Genomic DNA, 15,994 nt, shown 5'->3' on the forward strand with positions numbered 1-15,994 from the left:
ATTTGATATAACTTGACCTGCAAACATTACGAAAATGTATCGTAAAGGGTGCTTTACATGCAATGGCGCAAGGTCTACCGCTTGTGCGATAATCGCGCATCGGGCGCAGGGACGGGCAGGGGACAAGCCAGATGAATGATGATCGCCGGGACAAATTGCGGTCGCTGAGCATCAACCGGGATGATGACGAACGACGCGGCGGCGGGGTGTCACCCGCCACGCTGATTGGCGGAATGATTGTGTCGGCAGCCATTGCCGCTGGTGCGGTCTGGTTTCTGACGCAAGGTGATGACGGCAATGCGCCGCCGCAACAGCACACAGCTGCCAGCGCGCCGGCCGCCAGCACCAGCCAGACCGCAGACACGCAGGCAACACCGCCGCCTGCTGCGGCCGCGCCGCGCGTACCACGTGCGTCGGGCCTTGTTGCGTCTGGCTATGTCACCGCGCGCCGTCAGGCTACCGTTTCGGCCGAAATCACCGGGCGTATCGCCGAAGTGCTTGTTGAAGAAGGCACCGAGGTCGAGGCTGGTGAGATACTCGCCCGGCTGGACGATACGCGCGCCAATCTCGATCTTGAATTGATCGACTCCCAGATCGCCGCTGCTGAGGCGCGGGTGCGCTCGCTGGAGTTTCAGGCGCGCGAGGCCGGCACTGTCAGCCGGCGTGCGTCCAGCCTGTTTGAACGCGACATCGCCTCTGAGGCAGCGCTGACGGCGGCGCAGGCCCAGCAATCGAGCCTGGAGGCTCAGCTGCGTGCGGCCCGTGCCGAGTTGGACAGCGCCCGCGTACGGCGCACGAGCCAAATCGATCTCATCGCGCGCCATATCGTGCGCGCACCGTTTGCGGGCGTCGTGATCGCGAAGAATGCGCAGGTTGGTGAAATTCTGTTCCCGGGTTCCGCCGGTGGCGGGTTTACCCGTACCGGCGTCGCAACGCTGGTCGACATGGCCTCGCTGGAAATCGAGGTCGATGTAAACGAAGGCCAGATCCAGCGGGTGACGCCAGGCCAGCGCGTCGAAGCGGTGCTGGATGCCTATCCGGACTGGCGGATTCCCGCCCGCGTGGAGGCCATCATCCCCACTGCAGACCGTAGCCGCGCCACCATCAAGGTACGCGTGGCCCTCAATGAGCGCGATGCGCGTGTCCTCCCGGACATGGCTGCCCGCGTGACCTTTATCGAGTGATGCCGGCCCAGGGCCGGGGCTGAATTTTCAAGGGACAGGATATCATGGCAGACGCATCAGGACTTTACGAACTCAAAGGGCTTTCCAAGCGTTATACGCGCGGCAAGGAGACGGTCGCGATCTTCGACGGGCTCGACATGACGATCTCCCAGGGCGATTTCATCGCCATCATGGGGCCGTCAGGGTCGGGCAAGACCACCTTGCTGAACCTGCTGGGCGGCATCGACAAGCCCAGCTCCGGCGAGGTTCTGTTTGAAGGCCAGCGCATCGATAATCTGAGCCAGGGCCGTCTCGCCAAATGGCGCGCCAAGAATGCCGGCTTCATCTTCCAGTTCTACAATCTGATGCCGACGCTCACCGCAGCCCAGAACGTCGAACTGCCTTTGCTGTTGACCAACCTGTCGGGCAAGGCGCGTAAACAGCGGGTGAAAACTGCGCTCGATATCGTCGGCATGGTGGATCGCGCCGGTCACCGTCCTGGCCAGCTTTCGGGTGGTCAGCAGCAACGCGTAGCCATTGCCCGCGCCATCGTTGCCGACCCGAAAGTCCTGCTCGCGGACGAACCGACGGGCGATCTGGACCGCACGACGGCCGATGAAATTCTGCAGACGCTCCAGCTTCTCAACAAGGAACTGGGAAAGACCATCATCATGGTCACGCACGACCCGGAAGCGGCGAGCTACGCCGCGCGCGAACTGCACCTGAACAAGGGCCGGTTCGAGGAGAAGGGGAAAGCCTGATGAATGACGCAACCCTGATCCGCAAAAACCTCTTTCGCAAGCGTTTGCGGGCCATCCTCCTGATGGTCTCCATCCTTGTCGCCTTCCTGATTTTCGGCGTACTCGGCGCCCTGCAGAACGCCTTCTCCATGGGCAGTGGCACGGCGGCGCAGGAGCGCCTCGTCACCGTCAATCGTATCAATTTCACCGTGGCGCTACCCTATGCCTACTGGGGCCGCATTCAGCAGGTGGAGGGTGTGCGCAATGCCGCCCCGGCCAGCTGGTTTGGCGGTTACTATCAGGAACCCCAGAACTTCGTGCAGAGCTTCGCGGTCGATCCTGAAACCTATCTGGCCGCTTATCCCACCGAAATCGTCCTGCCGCCCGAAGAGCGAGCTGCATTCCTGGAGGGGCGCACCTGCGCGGTCGTTGGCCGGGCGCTGGCCAACCAGTATGACTGGTCCACGGGTGACCGCATCCCGCTCATGTCCAATATCTGGCAGAACACCGACGGCTCGCAGGCATGGGAGCTGGATATCTGCGGCGTGTTTGATGACACCGAAGGCACATATCCGACCAACTACCTCATGCTCCATTACGAGTATTTCAACGAGAGCCTTCTGTTCGGACGCGATAGCTTCCACTGGATCACGATCAATACCACCGATCCGGCCCTGAACGATCAGGTTAGCCAGGATATCGACGCCCTGTTTGCCAACTCCTCGGCGGAAACCTCCACCACCACTGAGGCCGCGTTCAACGAGGCCTTCATGGAACAGTTCGGCAATATCGGCCTGATCCTGACCTGGGTGATCGGGGCTGCGTTTGCGACGATCCTGATGATTGTCGGCACGACCATGGTGATGGCGGTCAATGAGCGCACCCGCGAGATTGCCGTGCTCAAGACACTCGGCTTCACCGCGCCTCGCATCTTCCGCATGGTGCTGTGGGAGTCGCTCCTCTTGAGCTTTATCGGCGGACTGATCGGGCTCGGCCTTGCGTCTTTGGCTGCGGCTGCCGCCAGCGGGGCGCTTGCCGGTTTCCTTCCCGCCTTCGGTCTGTCGCTGACCAATATCGTGACCGCGCTGATCCTGATGGCGGCGCTCGGTATCGTGACGGGCATCCTGCCAGCCTACAATGCCATGCAGGTGCGCATCTCCGAAGCGCTCGGCAAGATCTGAGGAGAGACGACATGTTAAAACAGACAATAGCCGTAACGCTTCTCAATCTGCGTTCCATCCCGCAGCGCTGGGGTATGTCGCTGGCAACCGTGCTCTCCATTGCTCTGGTCGTCGGGGTTCTGCTCGGCTTCATGGCCATGGCCAGCGGTTTCCGGGCCACCGTGGACGGTGCGGGTTCCGATGATGTGGCAATCATGCTGCGCGGCGGCGCGATGGCGGAGATGAACTCCACCGTTAGCCGCGACGATGTACGCCTTGTCGAAATCGCGCCCGGTATCGCTGCCGGTGAGAATGGCGAGGCGCTCATCTCTGCCGAGCTCTATGTCGTCGCCGACGGCATCAAGCGCACCACGCAGACGCGGGCCAATCTGGCGCTTCGCGGGGTCGGCCAGTACGGACCGCAACTGCGTCCGCAATTCTCGCTGGTGGAGGGCCGCATGTTCTCGCCCGGCACGGCCGAACTGGTGGTCGGTGAAAGCGTTCTGCGCGAGTTCGACGGGTTCGAGCTGGGCCAGAGCATCAGGCTTGGCAATAATGAATGGACCGTTGTCGGCGTGTTCTCCACCGGCGGGTCGGTGTTTGATTCTGAAATCTGGGCCGATCTGGGCGTGATCCAGAATCTTTACGACCGGGGCTCCAGCGTGCAGACCATCCGCGCACGGCTGACTTCGCCAGCGGCTATCGAGGAGCTTCGCGAGTACGTGGAGAACGAGCCCCGGCTCAATCTCGAAGTGCTCTCCGAGCGGGCCTATTTCGCCCGCTCTGCCGGCGGCACGACCAATCTCATCATGTTCCTGGGCTGGCCGCTGGCCTTTGCCATGGCCATTGGCGCACTCGCCGGTGCCTGGAACGCGATGTATGCCTCGGTCGATGCGCGTACCCGTGAACTGGCAACCTTGCGGGCCATCGGCTTTGGTGGATTCCCTGCCTTCTTTGCCGCGATGGCAGAGGCACTGGTACTGGCCTTTGCGGGCGGGCTGATCGGTGCGGTAGCCACGTATCTGCTCTTTGACGGGGTCAGTGCCTCCACGCTTGGCTCCGGCTTTACGCAAGTGGTCTTCGCCTTTGCCGTTACGCCTGACGCCGTTGTGCAAGGCGTGATCCTGGCGCTGATTGTCGGCTTCCTGGGCGGGTTCATCCCGGCCATCCGTGCCGCGCGCATTCCCTTGCTCGCCGTGCATAACGACTGATAGTGGCCCGGCCTGGTGGTGCCTGATCTGCCACCGGGCCGGGCTCGCCGTCCCCGGCGCCGAATCCAGCTGTGCGCTTGACCTTCGCGGCCGGCCCATCACCAATGGCACCCGGACGAAGGCAATGAGAGGGGATAACCGATGACCGGACAGGAAGGCGCGGCTAAGCGCTCGTGGCTGCGCATACCGCACACGCTGGTGCTGATGGTCATCATGATGGCCATTGCTCTGGTGCTGACCTGGATACTGCCTGCCGGTAGCTTCGAGATGCAGCCCAACGAGGCCGGCCGGATGATGGTGGTTCCGGGCACCTATGAGGTGGTCGAGGACGCGCAGACACTGGCGCCCTGGCATTTGCTCAGCGTGGTGCCGCGTGCCATGGCATCGGCTTCCGACGTCATCTTCTTTGTCTTCCTGATTGGCGGCGTGCTGGGTGTGGTCCGTTTGACAGGCGCTATCGACGCGGCGATCGGCGGCATGCTGCAGCACTTCCGTGACCGGCTGGCGCTGCTGATCTTTGCTGCCATGTTCGTCTTCGGCACGTTCTCGGCCACGTTTGGCATGGCCGCAGAATACATCGCCTTTGTGGGCATACTGGTGGCGCTGTGCGCGGCCTTGCGGCTCGATTCCATGACGGCTGTCGGGATGATGGTCGTGGGCTACGGCGTCGGTTACGGGATCTCGTTCATGAACCCGTTCACCGTGATGGTCGCGCAGGACATTGCCGAGCTTCAGCCGCTTTCGGGCTGGTGGTACCGTCTGGCCATCGCCTTGCCGATCTTCGCCATCGGATTCCATCATGTCTACAGCTACGCCAGAAAGGTACAGTCCGACCCGTCCAAAAGCCTGATGGCTGGGCTGCCGGCCACCGTGGCGCCGCCTCCGCAGGAATATCCGAAGATGAACTGGCAGCGCCGTCTGGTCCTGCTTTCTCTTGGCGCGACGATTGTCGGGCTTGTGCTGGGCGTGATGCTGCAGGGCTGGTGGCTGACCGAGCTGGCTGCCATCTTCCTGGCGCTGGCTGTTGCGGCCATCATTTTTGGGCGTCTGCGCCTCGATGATGCCGCGGAAAGTTTCATCACCGGGGCGGCGCAGCTGACCGCCACGGCGCTGCTGGTCGGCTTTGCCCGCTCGATCTCGCTCATTCTCGAAGACGGGCTGGTGCTGCACACCATCGTCAATGCGCTGGCAACGCCGCTGGAACAGGTCCGCGCGGAGTTTTCCGCCGTCGGCATGTTCCTGCTGCAGAGCCTTCTGAACCTGTTCGTACCGTCGGGCAGCGGCCAGGCCTTTGCCACCATGCCGATCATGGCGCCGATTGGCGATCTGGTCGGGGTGAGCCGTCAGGTGACCGTGCTGGCCTTCCAGTTCGGCGATGGCTTCTCCAACATGATCGTGCCGACCAACGCTGTACTGATGGGCATACTCGGCCTTGCCGGTATTCCCTATGACCGCTGGCTGCGCTTTGTATTTCCCCTGATGATCAAGCTGACCATCGCCGGTGCGCTGGCGCTGATGCTGGCGGTCTGGATCGGGTATACCTGACGCGTACGCGGCCTTTTTGCGGGGGCTTCCTGTCAATGATCGAGGATTGTTTCTGATGAAAACCCTGATTGCCGCCTGTGCGGCCGCACTGATGAGTGTCTCTTCCTTCGCTGCTGCGCAGGAAATGCGACTGCCGTTGTCTGATTTCGCGATGACGGTGCGCATTCATGACCATTCCAGTGGCCATGAACAGGAAATGCAGATGCGTCATCGTAGCGGCGATTTCCGCATGGAAGGCGAGTTTCAAGGGCAGAGCGCTATCGTGCTCGTCAACCCGGTTGAACGCATGAGCACCATATTGGTGAACATGCAGGGTACCCGGATGGCGATCGAGATGCCGATGGGCGATGAAGTGTCGCTGCCGCTGGCCGATGAGCGCTTCGGAGATGCAGTCGGCAACGATACCGTCGCCGGAGAGCCATGCACGATCTACCGCGTCGAGGACGAGGACATTCCCGGCGGCGAGGCGCTGGGGTGCATGACCGATGACAATATCGTGCTCCGCGTGGACATTCCTGATCGCGGCACGGCGTTCGAAGCCACGCATTTCTCCCGCGCTTCGCAGGATGCCAGCCTGTTCACCGTCCCCGCCGGATATCAGCGCATGCGCATGCCGGGGCGGTAAACGGCTTACTCCGCCGGCTCGATCCGAAGCTCGCAGGAAGAACCGGATCACGCCTGCGTGAGGCGAACACTGGGTGGAGTTTTTCGGAACCAAGGCGGGCGAGGGCTGTTGAACAGGGACCCCTTCCAACCATTGGAGAGTTCCATGACCCGGTCTTTGCCTGCCTTGCTCGTTTCGTCCTGCCTTGCCATGGGCGGCAGTCTGGCTCTGGCTCAGGAGCGGATTATTGCAGGTGACGAGGCGCTGGAGTTGCACACGGTCATCACCGGGCTGGAGCATCCTTGGGCCATCGCCTTCATTTCCGATGACGCCTTTCTGGTGACCGAACGCAATAGCGGCACGCTGCGGGCAGGGCAGGTCGATGGCTCGCTGTCAGATCCCATCTGGGAGGCCGAGGACCTGTTTCGCTTCGAGGGAGAGACCAATAGAAGCCAGGCAGGCCTGTTTGATGTCCAGTTGCATCCCCGTTTCGAGGACAACGGCTGGGTATACATCAGCTATTCGCGCGAGACTGATCGTGGAGCGGCTCTTGTAGTGGTGCGCGGCACGGTCGCACAGGAGGATGGTGACGTCACCTTCAGCGATGTCGAGGACATCTTCGTGATGAACGAGGAGGATCAGGATTCCAGCGGCCTGCACTTCGGTGGCCGCATGGCGTTCGATCCGTCCGATGCCTCGCTATTCCTGTCTGTGGGTGAGCGGCGCAATATCTCCCGGTCGCAGGACGCCAGCGATCAGGCAGGCGCTGTCCTGCGCATGACCGACAGCGGCGAGGCACACCCGGGCAATCCGTCTTTTGAGACCGAAGAAGACGAAGGTTCATCTGATCCGTATGTCTACTCAATCGGTGTACGGAATATTCAGGCGCTGGCCGTACGCGAGCAGAATGGGCAGCTCTGGGCCGCTGATCATGGCCCCGAAGGGGGCGACGCGATCCGCCACATCGCCTCGGGCACCAATCATGGCTGGCCCTTCATCACGGGTGGCGAAGACTATTCCGGCGCGCCGCTCGGCGTCGGTGAACAGATGGAGGGCATGACCTCTCCCGTTCACACCTTCGAGGAGACGATCGCGCCGTCCGGTCTGGCCTTTGTGCCGCAGGACAGCGCCTTTACCGGCTGGGCAAACGACATGGTTGTCGGTGGCCTCTATGCCCAGGGTGTTGTGCGTGTACAGCTGCAGGGTGATGGAGTGGCAAGTCAGGAACTGATCGAGCTTGGCCACCGGGTGCGTGATGTCCGCATTGGTCCCGACGGCGCAATCTGGATGGTGACAGACCATGCAGAGGGTGCCGTGCTGCGCCTTGTCCCTGAGGGCTAGTAACCGCCTAGTGAAAATCCCGGCTTTTGGGGATGACGCGCACATCGCGCGGGTGGCGGGCGTGTGAGCTGCCCTTTGGCGGCGGCCCGCGCCGCGCCATGACGGGGCGCCGCACCTCATCGACAGGGGCCATCGCGCCATCGAGCATGTCGCGCTGGGCATCCTCGCTCAGATAGAGAAGATCGCCGGAGCGGTCCTCCAGCCTTTCCGCGATGATGTGGGTGACATTGTCGGCTGTCTGCACACGGCCCGTCACGGCGAGGATGCGCGCGCCCATCACGACAGGGCGGAAAAGCTCTGCCACTTTCTTCCAGACGATCAGGTTTGCGATGCCGGTCTCGTCCTCGATGGTGATGAAGAGCACGCCCTTGGCGGTGCCGGGCTTCTGGCGCACCAGCACCAGCCCGCCTGTACGCACCCTGCGGCCTGTTCGCGTGGCGCAGGCGTCTTGGGTTGTCGCGAGGCGTTCTTCGCGCCACAGCCCCCTTAAAAGCGCCATGGGATGGCTTTTGAGCGACAGCCGGAGCGTCTGGTAGTCCTGCACGACATGTTCAGATAGCGGCATTTGCGGCAGCTCCGTGGGCGTCTTCTCCGCCCCATCGCCCGCCAGTGCCAGCAGCGGGGCAGGGGCCTCGACCGTCTCGCCGCGTATCGCCCACAGCGCCTCGCGCCGTGAAAGCCCTAGCGAGGTGAAGGCATCGGCGCTGGCCAGCTTTTCCAGCGTCGCGCGAGGCAGGCGCGTGCGGGCGCGAAGGTCCGCCGGGCTGGCATAGCCAGTGCCGCGCAGGGCCGTTAGCCGCGTCATCTCCTCTTCCTTCAGGCCATCGATCTGGCGCAGGCCGAGGCGCAGCGCGAAGGGCCATTGGTTGCCCTCTTTCGCGGGTTCCAGCGTGTTGTCCCAGGCCGAATGGTTCACATCGGCGGGGCGCACCTCCACGCCATGCTCCTTGGCATCACGCACGATCTGGGCGGGCGCGTAGAAGCCCATGGGCTGAGCGTTCAGGAGGGCGGCGGCGAACACCTCCGGATGGTGGCATTTGACCCATGAGGAGACATAAACCAGTAGCGCAAACGAGGCGGCATGGCTTTCGGGAAAGCCGTACTCGCCAAAGCCCTTGATCTGGTCAAAGCAGCGCGCGGCAAACTCAGGCGCATAGCCGCGCTGCACCATGCCCTGCACCATTTTCTCCTCGAACTTGCGGATCGTGCCCACGCGCCGGAAGGTCGCCATGGCGCGGCGCAATCCATTGGCCTCGTCGGGCGTGAATTTGGCGGCATCAATGGCGATCTGCATGGCCTGCTCCTGAAAGAGCGGCACGCCGAGCGTACGCCCCAGAATGCTTTTCAGCTCGTCGGCCGGGCCATGCTCCGGTGCGGGCGAGGGGAAGGTAACATCCTCGATGCCTTTGCGGCGGCGCAGGTATGGATGGACCATATTGCCCTGAATGGGGCCGGGGCGCACAATCGCCACCTGAATGACGAGATCGTAGAAGGTTTCGGGCCGCAGGCGCGGCAGCATGTTCATCTGCGCGCGGCTTTCCACCTGAAAGACGCCTAAACTGTCGGCCCGGCACAGCATGGCGTAGGTGGCCTTGTCATCGGGCGGGATGCTGGCCAGCGTGTGACGGATACCCTTGTGCTGTTCCAGCAGGTCAAACGCCTTGCGGATGCAGGTCAGCATGCCCAGCGCCAGCACATCCACCTTCATGATGCCCAGCGCGTCGATATCGTCCTTGTCCCACTCGATGAAGGTGCGCTCCTCCATCGCGGCATTGCCGATGGGCACGGTCTCGGTCAGCAGGCCCTTGGTCAGCACGAAGCCGCCTACATGCTGGGAGAGGTGGCGCGGAAAGCCGATAAGCTGGCGGGTGAGGATGATCGCGCGGCGGATCATCGGGTTTTGCGGATCGAGGCCTGCGTCCCTGATGTGTTTGTCCTCGATCGTGCGCCCCCATGAGCCCCAGACCGTGCCGGCGAGCGCCGCCGACACATCTTCGGTCAGGCCCAGCGCCTTGCACACCTCGCGTACGGCAGAGCGCGGGCGGTAGGAGATGACGGTGGCGGTGAGGCCCGCCCGGTGGCGGCCATAGCGGGCATAGACATATTGCATCACCTCCTCGCGCCGCTCGTGCTCGAAATCGACATCGATATCAGGCGGTTCGCGGCGCTCCTTCGACAGGAAGCGCTCAAAGAGAAGACTGCTGGTGGCGGGATCAACGCTCGTCACGCCAAGGCAGTAGCAGACAGCGGAATTGGCCGCCGAGCCGCGCCCCTGACAGAGGATTTCCTGCGCCCGCGACCACGCCACAATGTCATGCACGGTGAGGAAATAGGCCGCGTAGTCCAGCTCCGCGATGAGGGCGAGTTCCTTGATGAGCAGCGCCTTCACCTTGTCCGGCACACCGTCCGGATAGCGCCACTCCGCCCCCTTCCAGGTGAGATATTCGAGATGACCTTGCGGGGTGGAGCCCGGCGGCACCGGCTCATCCGGGTATTCATAGCGCAGCTCATCCAGGCTGAAAGTGCAGCGCGCGGCGATGGCTTGCGTCCGCGCTATAGCGGCTTCAAATCCGGCAAAAAGCCGCGCCATTTCGGCTGGGCTTTTCAGGTGCCGCTCGGCATGAGGCTCAAGGCGGAAGCCGGCCTCTTCAATCGTGCAATGCTCGCGTATGCAGCTCATCACGTCCTGCAAGGGGCGGCGCTCGGGCGCGTGATAGAGCACGTCATTGACGGCGACGATCGGCACGCCCGCATGGCGTCCAAGCGCGTCCAGCATCGCGATCCGCTCCCTGTCCCGCCCCCGGTATCGCCACGCAGCGGCCAGCCATACCCGCCCCGGCCAGCTTGCGCCCAACCGGGCCAGCACAGCCTCAAAGGCGGCATCGGGTTCCTCTGGCGGCACGATGATGAAGCACTGGCCGTCAGCGGCCTCCATCACATCCTCAAGGGTCAGATGGCATTCACCCTTGGGGGCTTTCATCTTGCCTTTGGAGATGAGGGCGGAGAGGCGGCCATAGGCGGCGCGGGTTTCGGGGTAGCAGAGAAGGCTTAAGCCGCAGGCCAGATCCAGCCGCGCGCCAACCAGCAGTTTCAGCCCGTGTTCCTTCGCCGCGATATAGGCGCGCACCACACCAGCGAGCGTGTTGCGGTCCGCCACGCCAATCGCGGATAGGCCCAGCGCTTTTGCCTGCTCCACCAGTTCGGCAGCATGGCTCGCCCCGCGCAGGAAGGAGAAGTTCGTGGTCACCTGTAGCTCGGCGTAAAGGGCGGCGTTCATGGGAACAGCCCGCACACATACCAGCGCGGGGTGCCGCCGCGCTGGTCATCATAAAGCCCTTCGCGCATCAGCCAGTAGCGGTGCCCGTCCTCGTCCTCCACGCGGTAATAATCGCGCGCACGCACGCCGTCCGCGCTGCCCCGCCACCATTCCGGGCCGATCCGCTCCGGCCCGTCCGCGCGCGCCACGCTGCGTGTTACCCGCCGCCAGGTGAAGCGCGCAGGCGGCCCGTCGGGCAGGATCGCGATTGTTTCCACCGGCTCTGGCCGGTCGAGCACGATGAGCGGGCGCGGGCCGGTGCGGTGGGCCGTGACTGGCCAGGGTTTCAGCGCGCCGGGAAAGGGTGTCAGCGCCTCGCTGCGGCCCGGCACATGGCTTTCAAACGGGGTGAAAACGGCGACCAGATCATCGCCCAGCCTTGCATTCAGCCGGTCCACCAGCGCCGCTGTCTCGGCCGGGTCCGCGCCGGGCAGGGCCGCGCCATCGGGCAGGGCAGAGGCAATGGCTTCGAGCGGGCCAGTGCCATGGGCGGAGAGCGTCATCAGATCGATGCCAAAGCCCGGATCCATCGCCTCAAGGCGCGGCGCGAAGAGCTTCGCGATAGCGCTTGCCTCCCGCCCCGGACGGGAGAGGGCAAGGCTGGCGCTGGTGCGTGTGCCATCAGAGCGATAGCCGGTCAGGATGAAGCGGCGCGCGCCCTTGCCCGCTTCCTCCAGTTGGCGCGTTAGCTCGGTAAGCAGCTTGGAGAGCGCATCTTCGATCCCGCCAAGGCTCAATAGCGGTTCCGGGCCGGAAATCCGCGCGGTGAAGCGCGCGGGCGCTTTCAAGGGTATGAGCGGCTCCGGGCGGACACCAAGCGCCTGATCGAGGCGTAACAGCACGTCCTGCGCGGCTTCGCGATTGCGGAAGCGGCGGGCAAGGGCGGTGCGCTCGATTGCATAAAGCTGGCCGATGCGGGTCAGGCCGAAGCGGCGCAAGACCTGCACCGTGCCAGCCTCCAGCCGCAGGGCAGCGATGGGCAAGGGCGTCAGGGTCTCCCGCGCCTTTCCCGGCCCACTGATCTGCACCGCGCTGTCGCCAAACCGGGAAAGCGCCCATGCCGCGCCTGCGCTATCAGCGAGGCCAAGGCGCGGGGTGAGGCCCAAGGCTTCAAGCGCGCGCTTGATGGTGGCCAGAAAGGCGTCCTCCCCGCCGAACAGGTGCGCGCAGCCCGTCACGTCGAGGTGTATCCCGTCCGGCCCGTCCATGGCGGTGAGGGGGCTGAAACGCGTCATCCAGAGCGTGAGGCGTTTCAGGGCGATATGATCCGCCTCGCGGTCGATCTCTTCTGCTGCAAGGTCCGGCACGCGGGCGCGCGCATCGGTAAAGCGAAGCCCCGGCTCCAGTCCCAGCGCGCGTGCGCCATCGTTCACCGCCGCCAGCGTGCGGCCATGCAGGCAAGTCTCCGTCAGCACGAAGGGCGCGCCGTCCTCAACCGGCCAGGGCGTGGTGCGGGCGCGTTTCAGGCGCTCCATCGGCCAGTGCGGGAACCAGACGCACACGAAGCGGCGCATCATCAATCTCCATCAGGAATGTCTCTCCGGCCTTTTGCGCAAATTCGCGCGAGCGCTCCAGCGTCACCTGCCAGCGCGCGCGTCCGGGCGCGCGTGGATCAAACGCATTGGGCGCAGAAGGCGCCGCCGCCACCCGCCAGCGATTATGCGCGGCGGTCGCCCCTTCAGTGCGCCATGAACGCACCAGGATGACCGGCGTGGCGCTTGCCTCATGGGCCAGTGTCAGCCGCCGGGTGAAGGTGAAATCAGCGCTTTCCACCTCCGCGATGACGGCCCCGATGGCGCGTGAGCGCGCGGCCTCGTCAATCGCGCGCAGGGCCGCAGTGTGGTCGCGGGTCTCCACCAGCATCACCCGTCCGGGGTCGGCTCCCAGCGCTGCCAGTCCGCGCGCGCTGATCCGGCCCAGATCAAGGCGCTGGCGGCGCGTGCGCACCCACAGCCAGCCTCCATGGCCCCTTGTCTGCGCAAACCCCACCGCCAGCCCCAGCGCCGCGGCCATGTCGGCAAAGGCGGCAGGGGCGATCTCGTGTACGCCCTGCAAGGGTGCGCCGAATCTCTCTTCCAGACGCGCCGCCTCACTCTCCACACGCGCGGAAAGACGCTTAAGAGGCAGGTCATGGATGATCGCACGGGCCATATGTTCTTATTTTGTTCTTGGACCCAAGAGTCAAGAGGGTGATTCGGAGATCCTTTTTTTTGGGCAGGCCCGGCATGGGTCGAGCATCGCCAAAAGACTGGATCCCGGGTCAAGCCCGGGAACCCGGTTGATAGGTAGATGATGTAAACCACCGGGGTCCCCCGCCCCGACGGGGGACCCAGAATAAAAGCAAACCCCGGAACCCAGCCGGCGCGCAGCGCCGCAAGCGCGAACGCGCGCCCGCGCTCGTGCGCGGAACATCGCAACGCGGATGCGTTGCGGAACTCAAGGGTGCCCTACCCCCTTGCCGCCTTCACCACGCGCGCCACGTCTTCGGGCTTGGTCTGCCAGCTGGTGACGAAGCGGTAGCCGCCATGGGGCCAGGGGTAGAAGCCGGCATTGGCCGCATTGAGCGCGTTCACGGTTTCCTGCGGCAGGTCGATGAAGACCTCATTGCCCTCCACCGGGTGGAGCAGTTTGGCGCCGGAAGCGGCGGAGAGACCCTCGGCCAGTTCGCTGGCCATCGCATTGGCGTGAGACGCGAGTTCCAGCCAGCGGCCGTTCTCCAGCCATGCCTCGAACTGGGCGGCGACATAGCGCATTTTCGCTACCATGTGTCCGGCGCGTTTCTGGCGCACCTGCAGGGCGGAAAAGCGGTCCATGACGGACGGGAACAGGATCACGGCCTCTGCCGCCAGCGCCCCGCCCTTGGTCGCGCCAAGGCTGAGCACATCAACGCCAGCGCGCCATGTCAGGTCTGCGGGGTCGCATTTGAGATGCGCCAACGCATTGGCAAAGCGCGCCCCGTCCATGTGGACGTGCATGCCGCGCGTGTTGGCGATCCCGGCCAGTGCCTTCACAGCCGCCACATCATAGGCCGTGCCGGACTCGGTGAGGTTGGAAAGACTCAAGACGGAGGGCGGGGTGGTGTGCACGAAGTCTGACGGCCACTCGGCAAGGGCCGCTTCCAGCGCTTCAGGCGTCAGGCGCGCATGGTCGCCGTGCAGGGTGATCAGCTTGGCCCCGCCGGTGAAAAACTCCGGCGCGCCGCGCTCATCGCGGTGAATATGCGCCTCGTCATGGCAGAGGATGGCCGTATCGCCCGGCGCCAGCACAGACAGCGCAAGCGCGTTGGAGGCCGTGCCGGAGACGGTGAACACCAGTTCCAGATCGGTGGAGAATATCTCTTTGAGCTGCGCCTTCACCCGCGCCGAGACGGTGTCATTGCCATAGCTCGCGGCGGCCCCGTCATTGGCGCGTACAAGCGCCTCCAGAAGGGCAGGGTGGGCGGGGGCGGTAGTATCTGACAGGAAGCTCATGGGCGCGCACCTGACACGAGAAAAGGCGCGCGATCAACGCCTTGAAGCGGTGTCAGGCGACGGCCTGTTTGCGCGCATACATGGCCGCATCGGCTTCGGCCATGGCGGTTTCGGGCGTAATGCCACGTTCCAGCGCCTGTACGCCCCAGGCGGCCTTGAGGTTCAAGGTCAGTCCGCCGAAATGGATCGGCGCGGCTGCAATGGCACCGGCCAGTTCTTCGGCCTTGCGCTCGGCGGCCTCGACCGGGGTGAGTACCAGGACCACGCCAAACTCGTCGCCGCCGAGGCGTCCGACAGCATCAGTGTCGCGTAGCTGGGAGGAGAGGGTATCGGCCACGACTTTAAGCGCTTCATCGCCTGCGGCATGGCCATAGGTGTCGTTGATAGCCTTGAAGCCATTAAGGTCGAAATAGACCAGCGCTGAAGGGGCATCGTGGCGCTCTGCCAGTGACAGGGCTTTCGATACCTCGCGCAGGAAGGCGCGCCGGTTCAGCACGGGAAGCAGCACGTCGCGGTCGGCGAGACTCTCCAGATCACGCACCTTGGCGCGCAGCGCGTCGGTTTCCTTGCGCAGCTGGTCCACCTCGCCCATCAGGGTCAGGAGCGCACGCTGGACATTCGGGGTCAGTTCCGCTTCCGGCACGCCCATGATGGAGGCGGTGTCGTCGGCGCGCCGCACCGGAGAGGGGGCCGATACCGGGCTGGCAGCTTCGCTGCGCACGGGCCCGCTGACAGGCCCTGCAGACGCCACTCCGCCTGCCGCTCCGCTGGATCGCACCCGCATGTCCCCGATCCTTCCCAATCGACTCAAGGACGCAGTCTTGTTGATCGTGGTTAACAAACGCTCAAGCGGGTTTCGGCGTCTATTCACCTGCCGCTTGACGCCATGCGGCTTATGGCTAGGCTCGCGCGCTTTCCGCTGCCCGGAGGCTGCGCATGGCGACCCGTTTTCCCGACCCTTCACCGCCCGTAGCGGTCATCATGGGCTCACGCTCGGACTGGCCGACCATGCAGCACGCGGCCGGCGCGCTCGACGCGCTGGGTGTGGCGTTTGATGCGCGGGTGATCTCCGCTCACCGCACGCCGGACCGGATGGTGGATTTTACCAAGTCGGCAAAGGCGCGCGGCGTGAAAGTCATCATTGCCGGGGCAGGGGGCGCGGCCCATCTGCCGGGCATGGTCGCCTCGCTTACCGAACTGCCGGTGCTCGGCGTGCCGGTGAAGTCCAAGGCCCTCAACGGCCTCGACAGCCTGCTCTCCATCGTCCAGATGCCCGGCGGCATACCCGTTGGCACGCTGGCCATCGGCGAGGCGGGCGCGACGAATGCCGGGCTGCTGGCAGCCTCCATACTGGCGCTCACAGACACGGCGCTTGCTGACAGGTTGACCGCCTATCGTGCCAGCCTCAGCGATAGCATTCCCGACAGTGTAGAGGACTAGGCTC

At 64.3% G+C, this 15,994-nt stretch carries 13 protein-coding genes; 8 read left to right on the forward strand and 5 right to left on the reverse strand.

Translation table 11 applies throughout. The features are described from left to right. Positions 1 to 131: 131 nt before the first annotated feature. From ACTIGC_RS05950 to ACTIGC_RS05980, 7 genes are all read left to right on the forward strand, one after another. Entirely contained in the window at positions 132 to 1,184 is a 1,053-nt protein-coding gene (locus ACTIGC_RS05950; RefSeq protein ID WP_439633544.1) for an efflux RND transporter periplasmic adaptor subunit, read from the forward strand. A gap of 44 nt (positions 1,185 to 1,228) precedes the next feature. Continuing rightward, a complete protein-coding gene (locus ACTIGC_RS05955) occupies positions 1,229 to 1,924 on the forward strand; it encodes an ABC transporter ATP-binding protein (RefSeq protein WP_439633545.1) in 696 nt (231 codons plus the stop codon). After that, on the forward strand, positions 1,924 to 3,084 hold the full coding sequence (locus ACTIGC_RS05960; protein ID WP_439633546.1) for an ABC transporter permease: 1,161 nt from the start codon (positions 1,924 to 1,926) through the stop codon (positions 3,082 to 3,084). The genes ACTIGC_RS05955 and ACTIGC_RS05960 overlap by 1 nt, the downstream gene beginning before the upstream one ends. A gap of 11 nt (positions 3,085 to 3,095) precedes the next feature. Then, the gene (locus tag ACTIGC_RS05965) at positions 3,096 to 4,274 is read left to right on the forward strand and encodes an ABC transporter permease (RefSeq protein ID WP_439633547.1); all 1,179 of its coding nucleotides are present in this window, start codon (positions 3,096 to 3,098) and stop codon (positions 4,272 to 4,274) included. A 141-nt stretch (positions 4,275 to 4,415) separates the two neighbouring features. Then, positions 4,416 to 5,819, forward strand: coding sequence for a YfcC family protein (locus ACTIGC_RS05970; RefSeq protein WP_439633548.1), 1,404 nt, complete (start codon positions 4,416 to 4,418; stop codon positions 5,817 to 5,819). A 55-nt stretch (positions 5,820 to 5,874) separates the two neighbouring features. Next, positions 5,875 to 6,444: a hypothetical protein gene (locus ACTIGC_RS05975; RefSeq protein WP_439633549.1), complete on the forward strand. Its 570-nt coding sequence runs from the start codon at positions 5,875 to 5,877 to the stop codon at positions 6,442 to 6,444. Positions 6,445 to 6,588: 144 nt separating this feature from the next. Next, complete coding sequence (locus tag ACTIGC_RS05980; protein ID WP_439633550.1) at positions 6,589 to 7,764, forward strand: PQQ-dependent sugar dehydrogenase; 1,176 nt, start codon at positions 6,589 to 6,591, stop codon at positions 7,762 to 7,764. 7 nt (positions 7,765 to 7,771) lie between these two features. Here ACTIGC_RS05980 and ACTIGC_RS05985 read toward each other — a convergent pair whose 3' ends face one another. The 5 genes from ACTIGC_RS05985 to ACTIGC_RS06005 form a co-directional block, all read right to left on the reverse strand. Then, complete coding sequence (locus tag ACTIGC_RS05985; protein ID WP_439633551.1) at positions 7,772 to 11,041, reverse strand: error-prone DNA polymerase; 3,270 nt, start codon at positions 11,039 to 11,041, stop codon at positions 7,772 to 7,774. Next, complete coding sequence (locus ACTIGC_RS05990) at positions 11,038 to 12,597, reverse strand: Y-family DNA polymerase (RefSeq protein WP_439633552.1); 1,560 nt, start codon at positions 12,595 to 12,597, stop codon at positions 11,038 to 11,040. The genes ACTIGC_RS05985 and ACTIGC_RS05990 overlap by 4 nt, the downstream gene beginning before the upstream one ends. Next, positions 12,512 to 13,231 (reverse strand): ImuA family protein, encoded by a 720-nt coding sequence (locus ACTIGC_RS05995; protein WP_439633553.1) that lies wholly within the window; start codon positions 13,229 to 13,231, stop codon positions 12,512 to 12,514. Before ACTIGC_RS05995 ends, ACTIGC_RS05990 begins: the two co-directional genes overlap by 86 nt. 296 nt (positions 13,232 to 13,527) lie before the next feature. Beyond that, positions 13,528 to 14,550: a threonine aldolase family protein gene (locus ACTIGC_RS06000; protein ID WP_439633554.1), complete on the reverse strand. Its 1,023-nt coding sequence runs from the start codon at positions 14,548 to 14,550 to the stop codon at positions 13,528 to 13,530. Positions 14,551 to 14,602: 52 nt separating this feature from the next. After that, entirely contained in the window at positions 14,603 to 15,334 is a 732-nt protein-coding gene (locus ACTIGC_RS06005) for a GGDEF domain-containing protein (RefSeq protein ID WP_439633555.1), read from the reverse strand. A 152-nt stretch (positions 15,335 to 15,486) separates the two neighbouring features. Here ACTIGC_RS06005 and purE point away from each other — a divergent pair, with 152 nt between their 5' ends. Continuing rightward, a complete protein-coding gene (purE, locus tag ACTIGC_RS06010) occupies positions 15,487 to 15,990 on the forward strand; it encodes a 5-(carboxyamino)imidazole ribonucleotide mutase (protein ID WP_439633556.1) in 504 nt (167 codons plus the stop codon). The last annotated feature ends 4 nt before the right edge of the window (positions 15,991 to 15,994 follow it).

Source organism: Glycocaulis sp. (genome assembly GCF_051859565.1).
Lineage (GTDB): Bacteria > Pseudomonadota > Alphaproteobacteria > Caulobacterales > Maricaulaceae > Glycocaulis.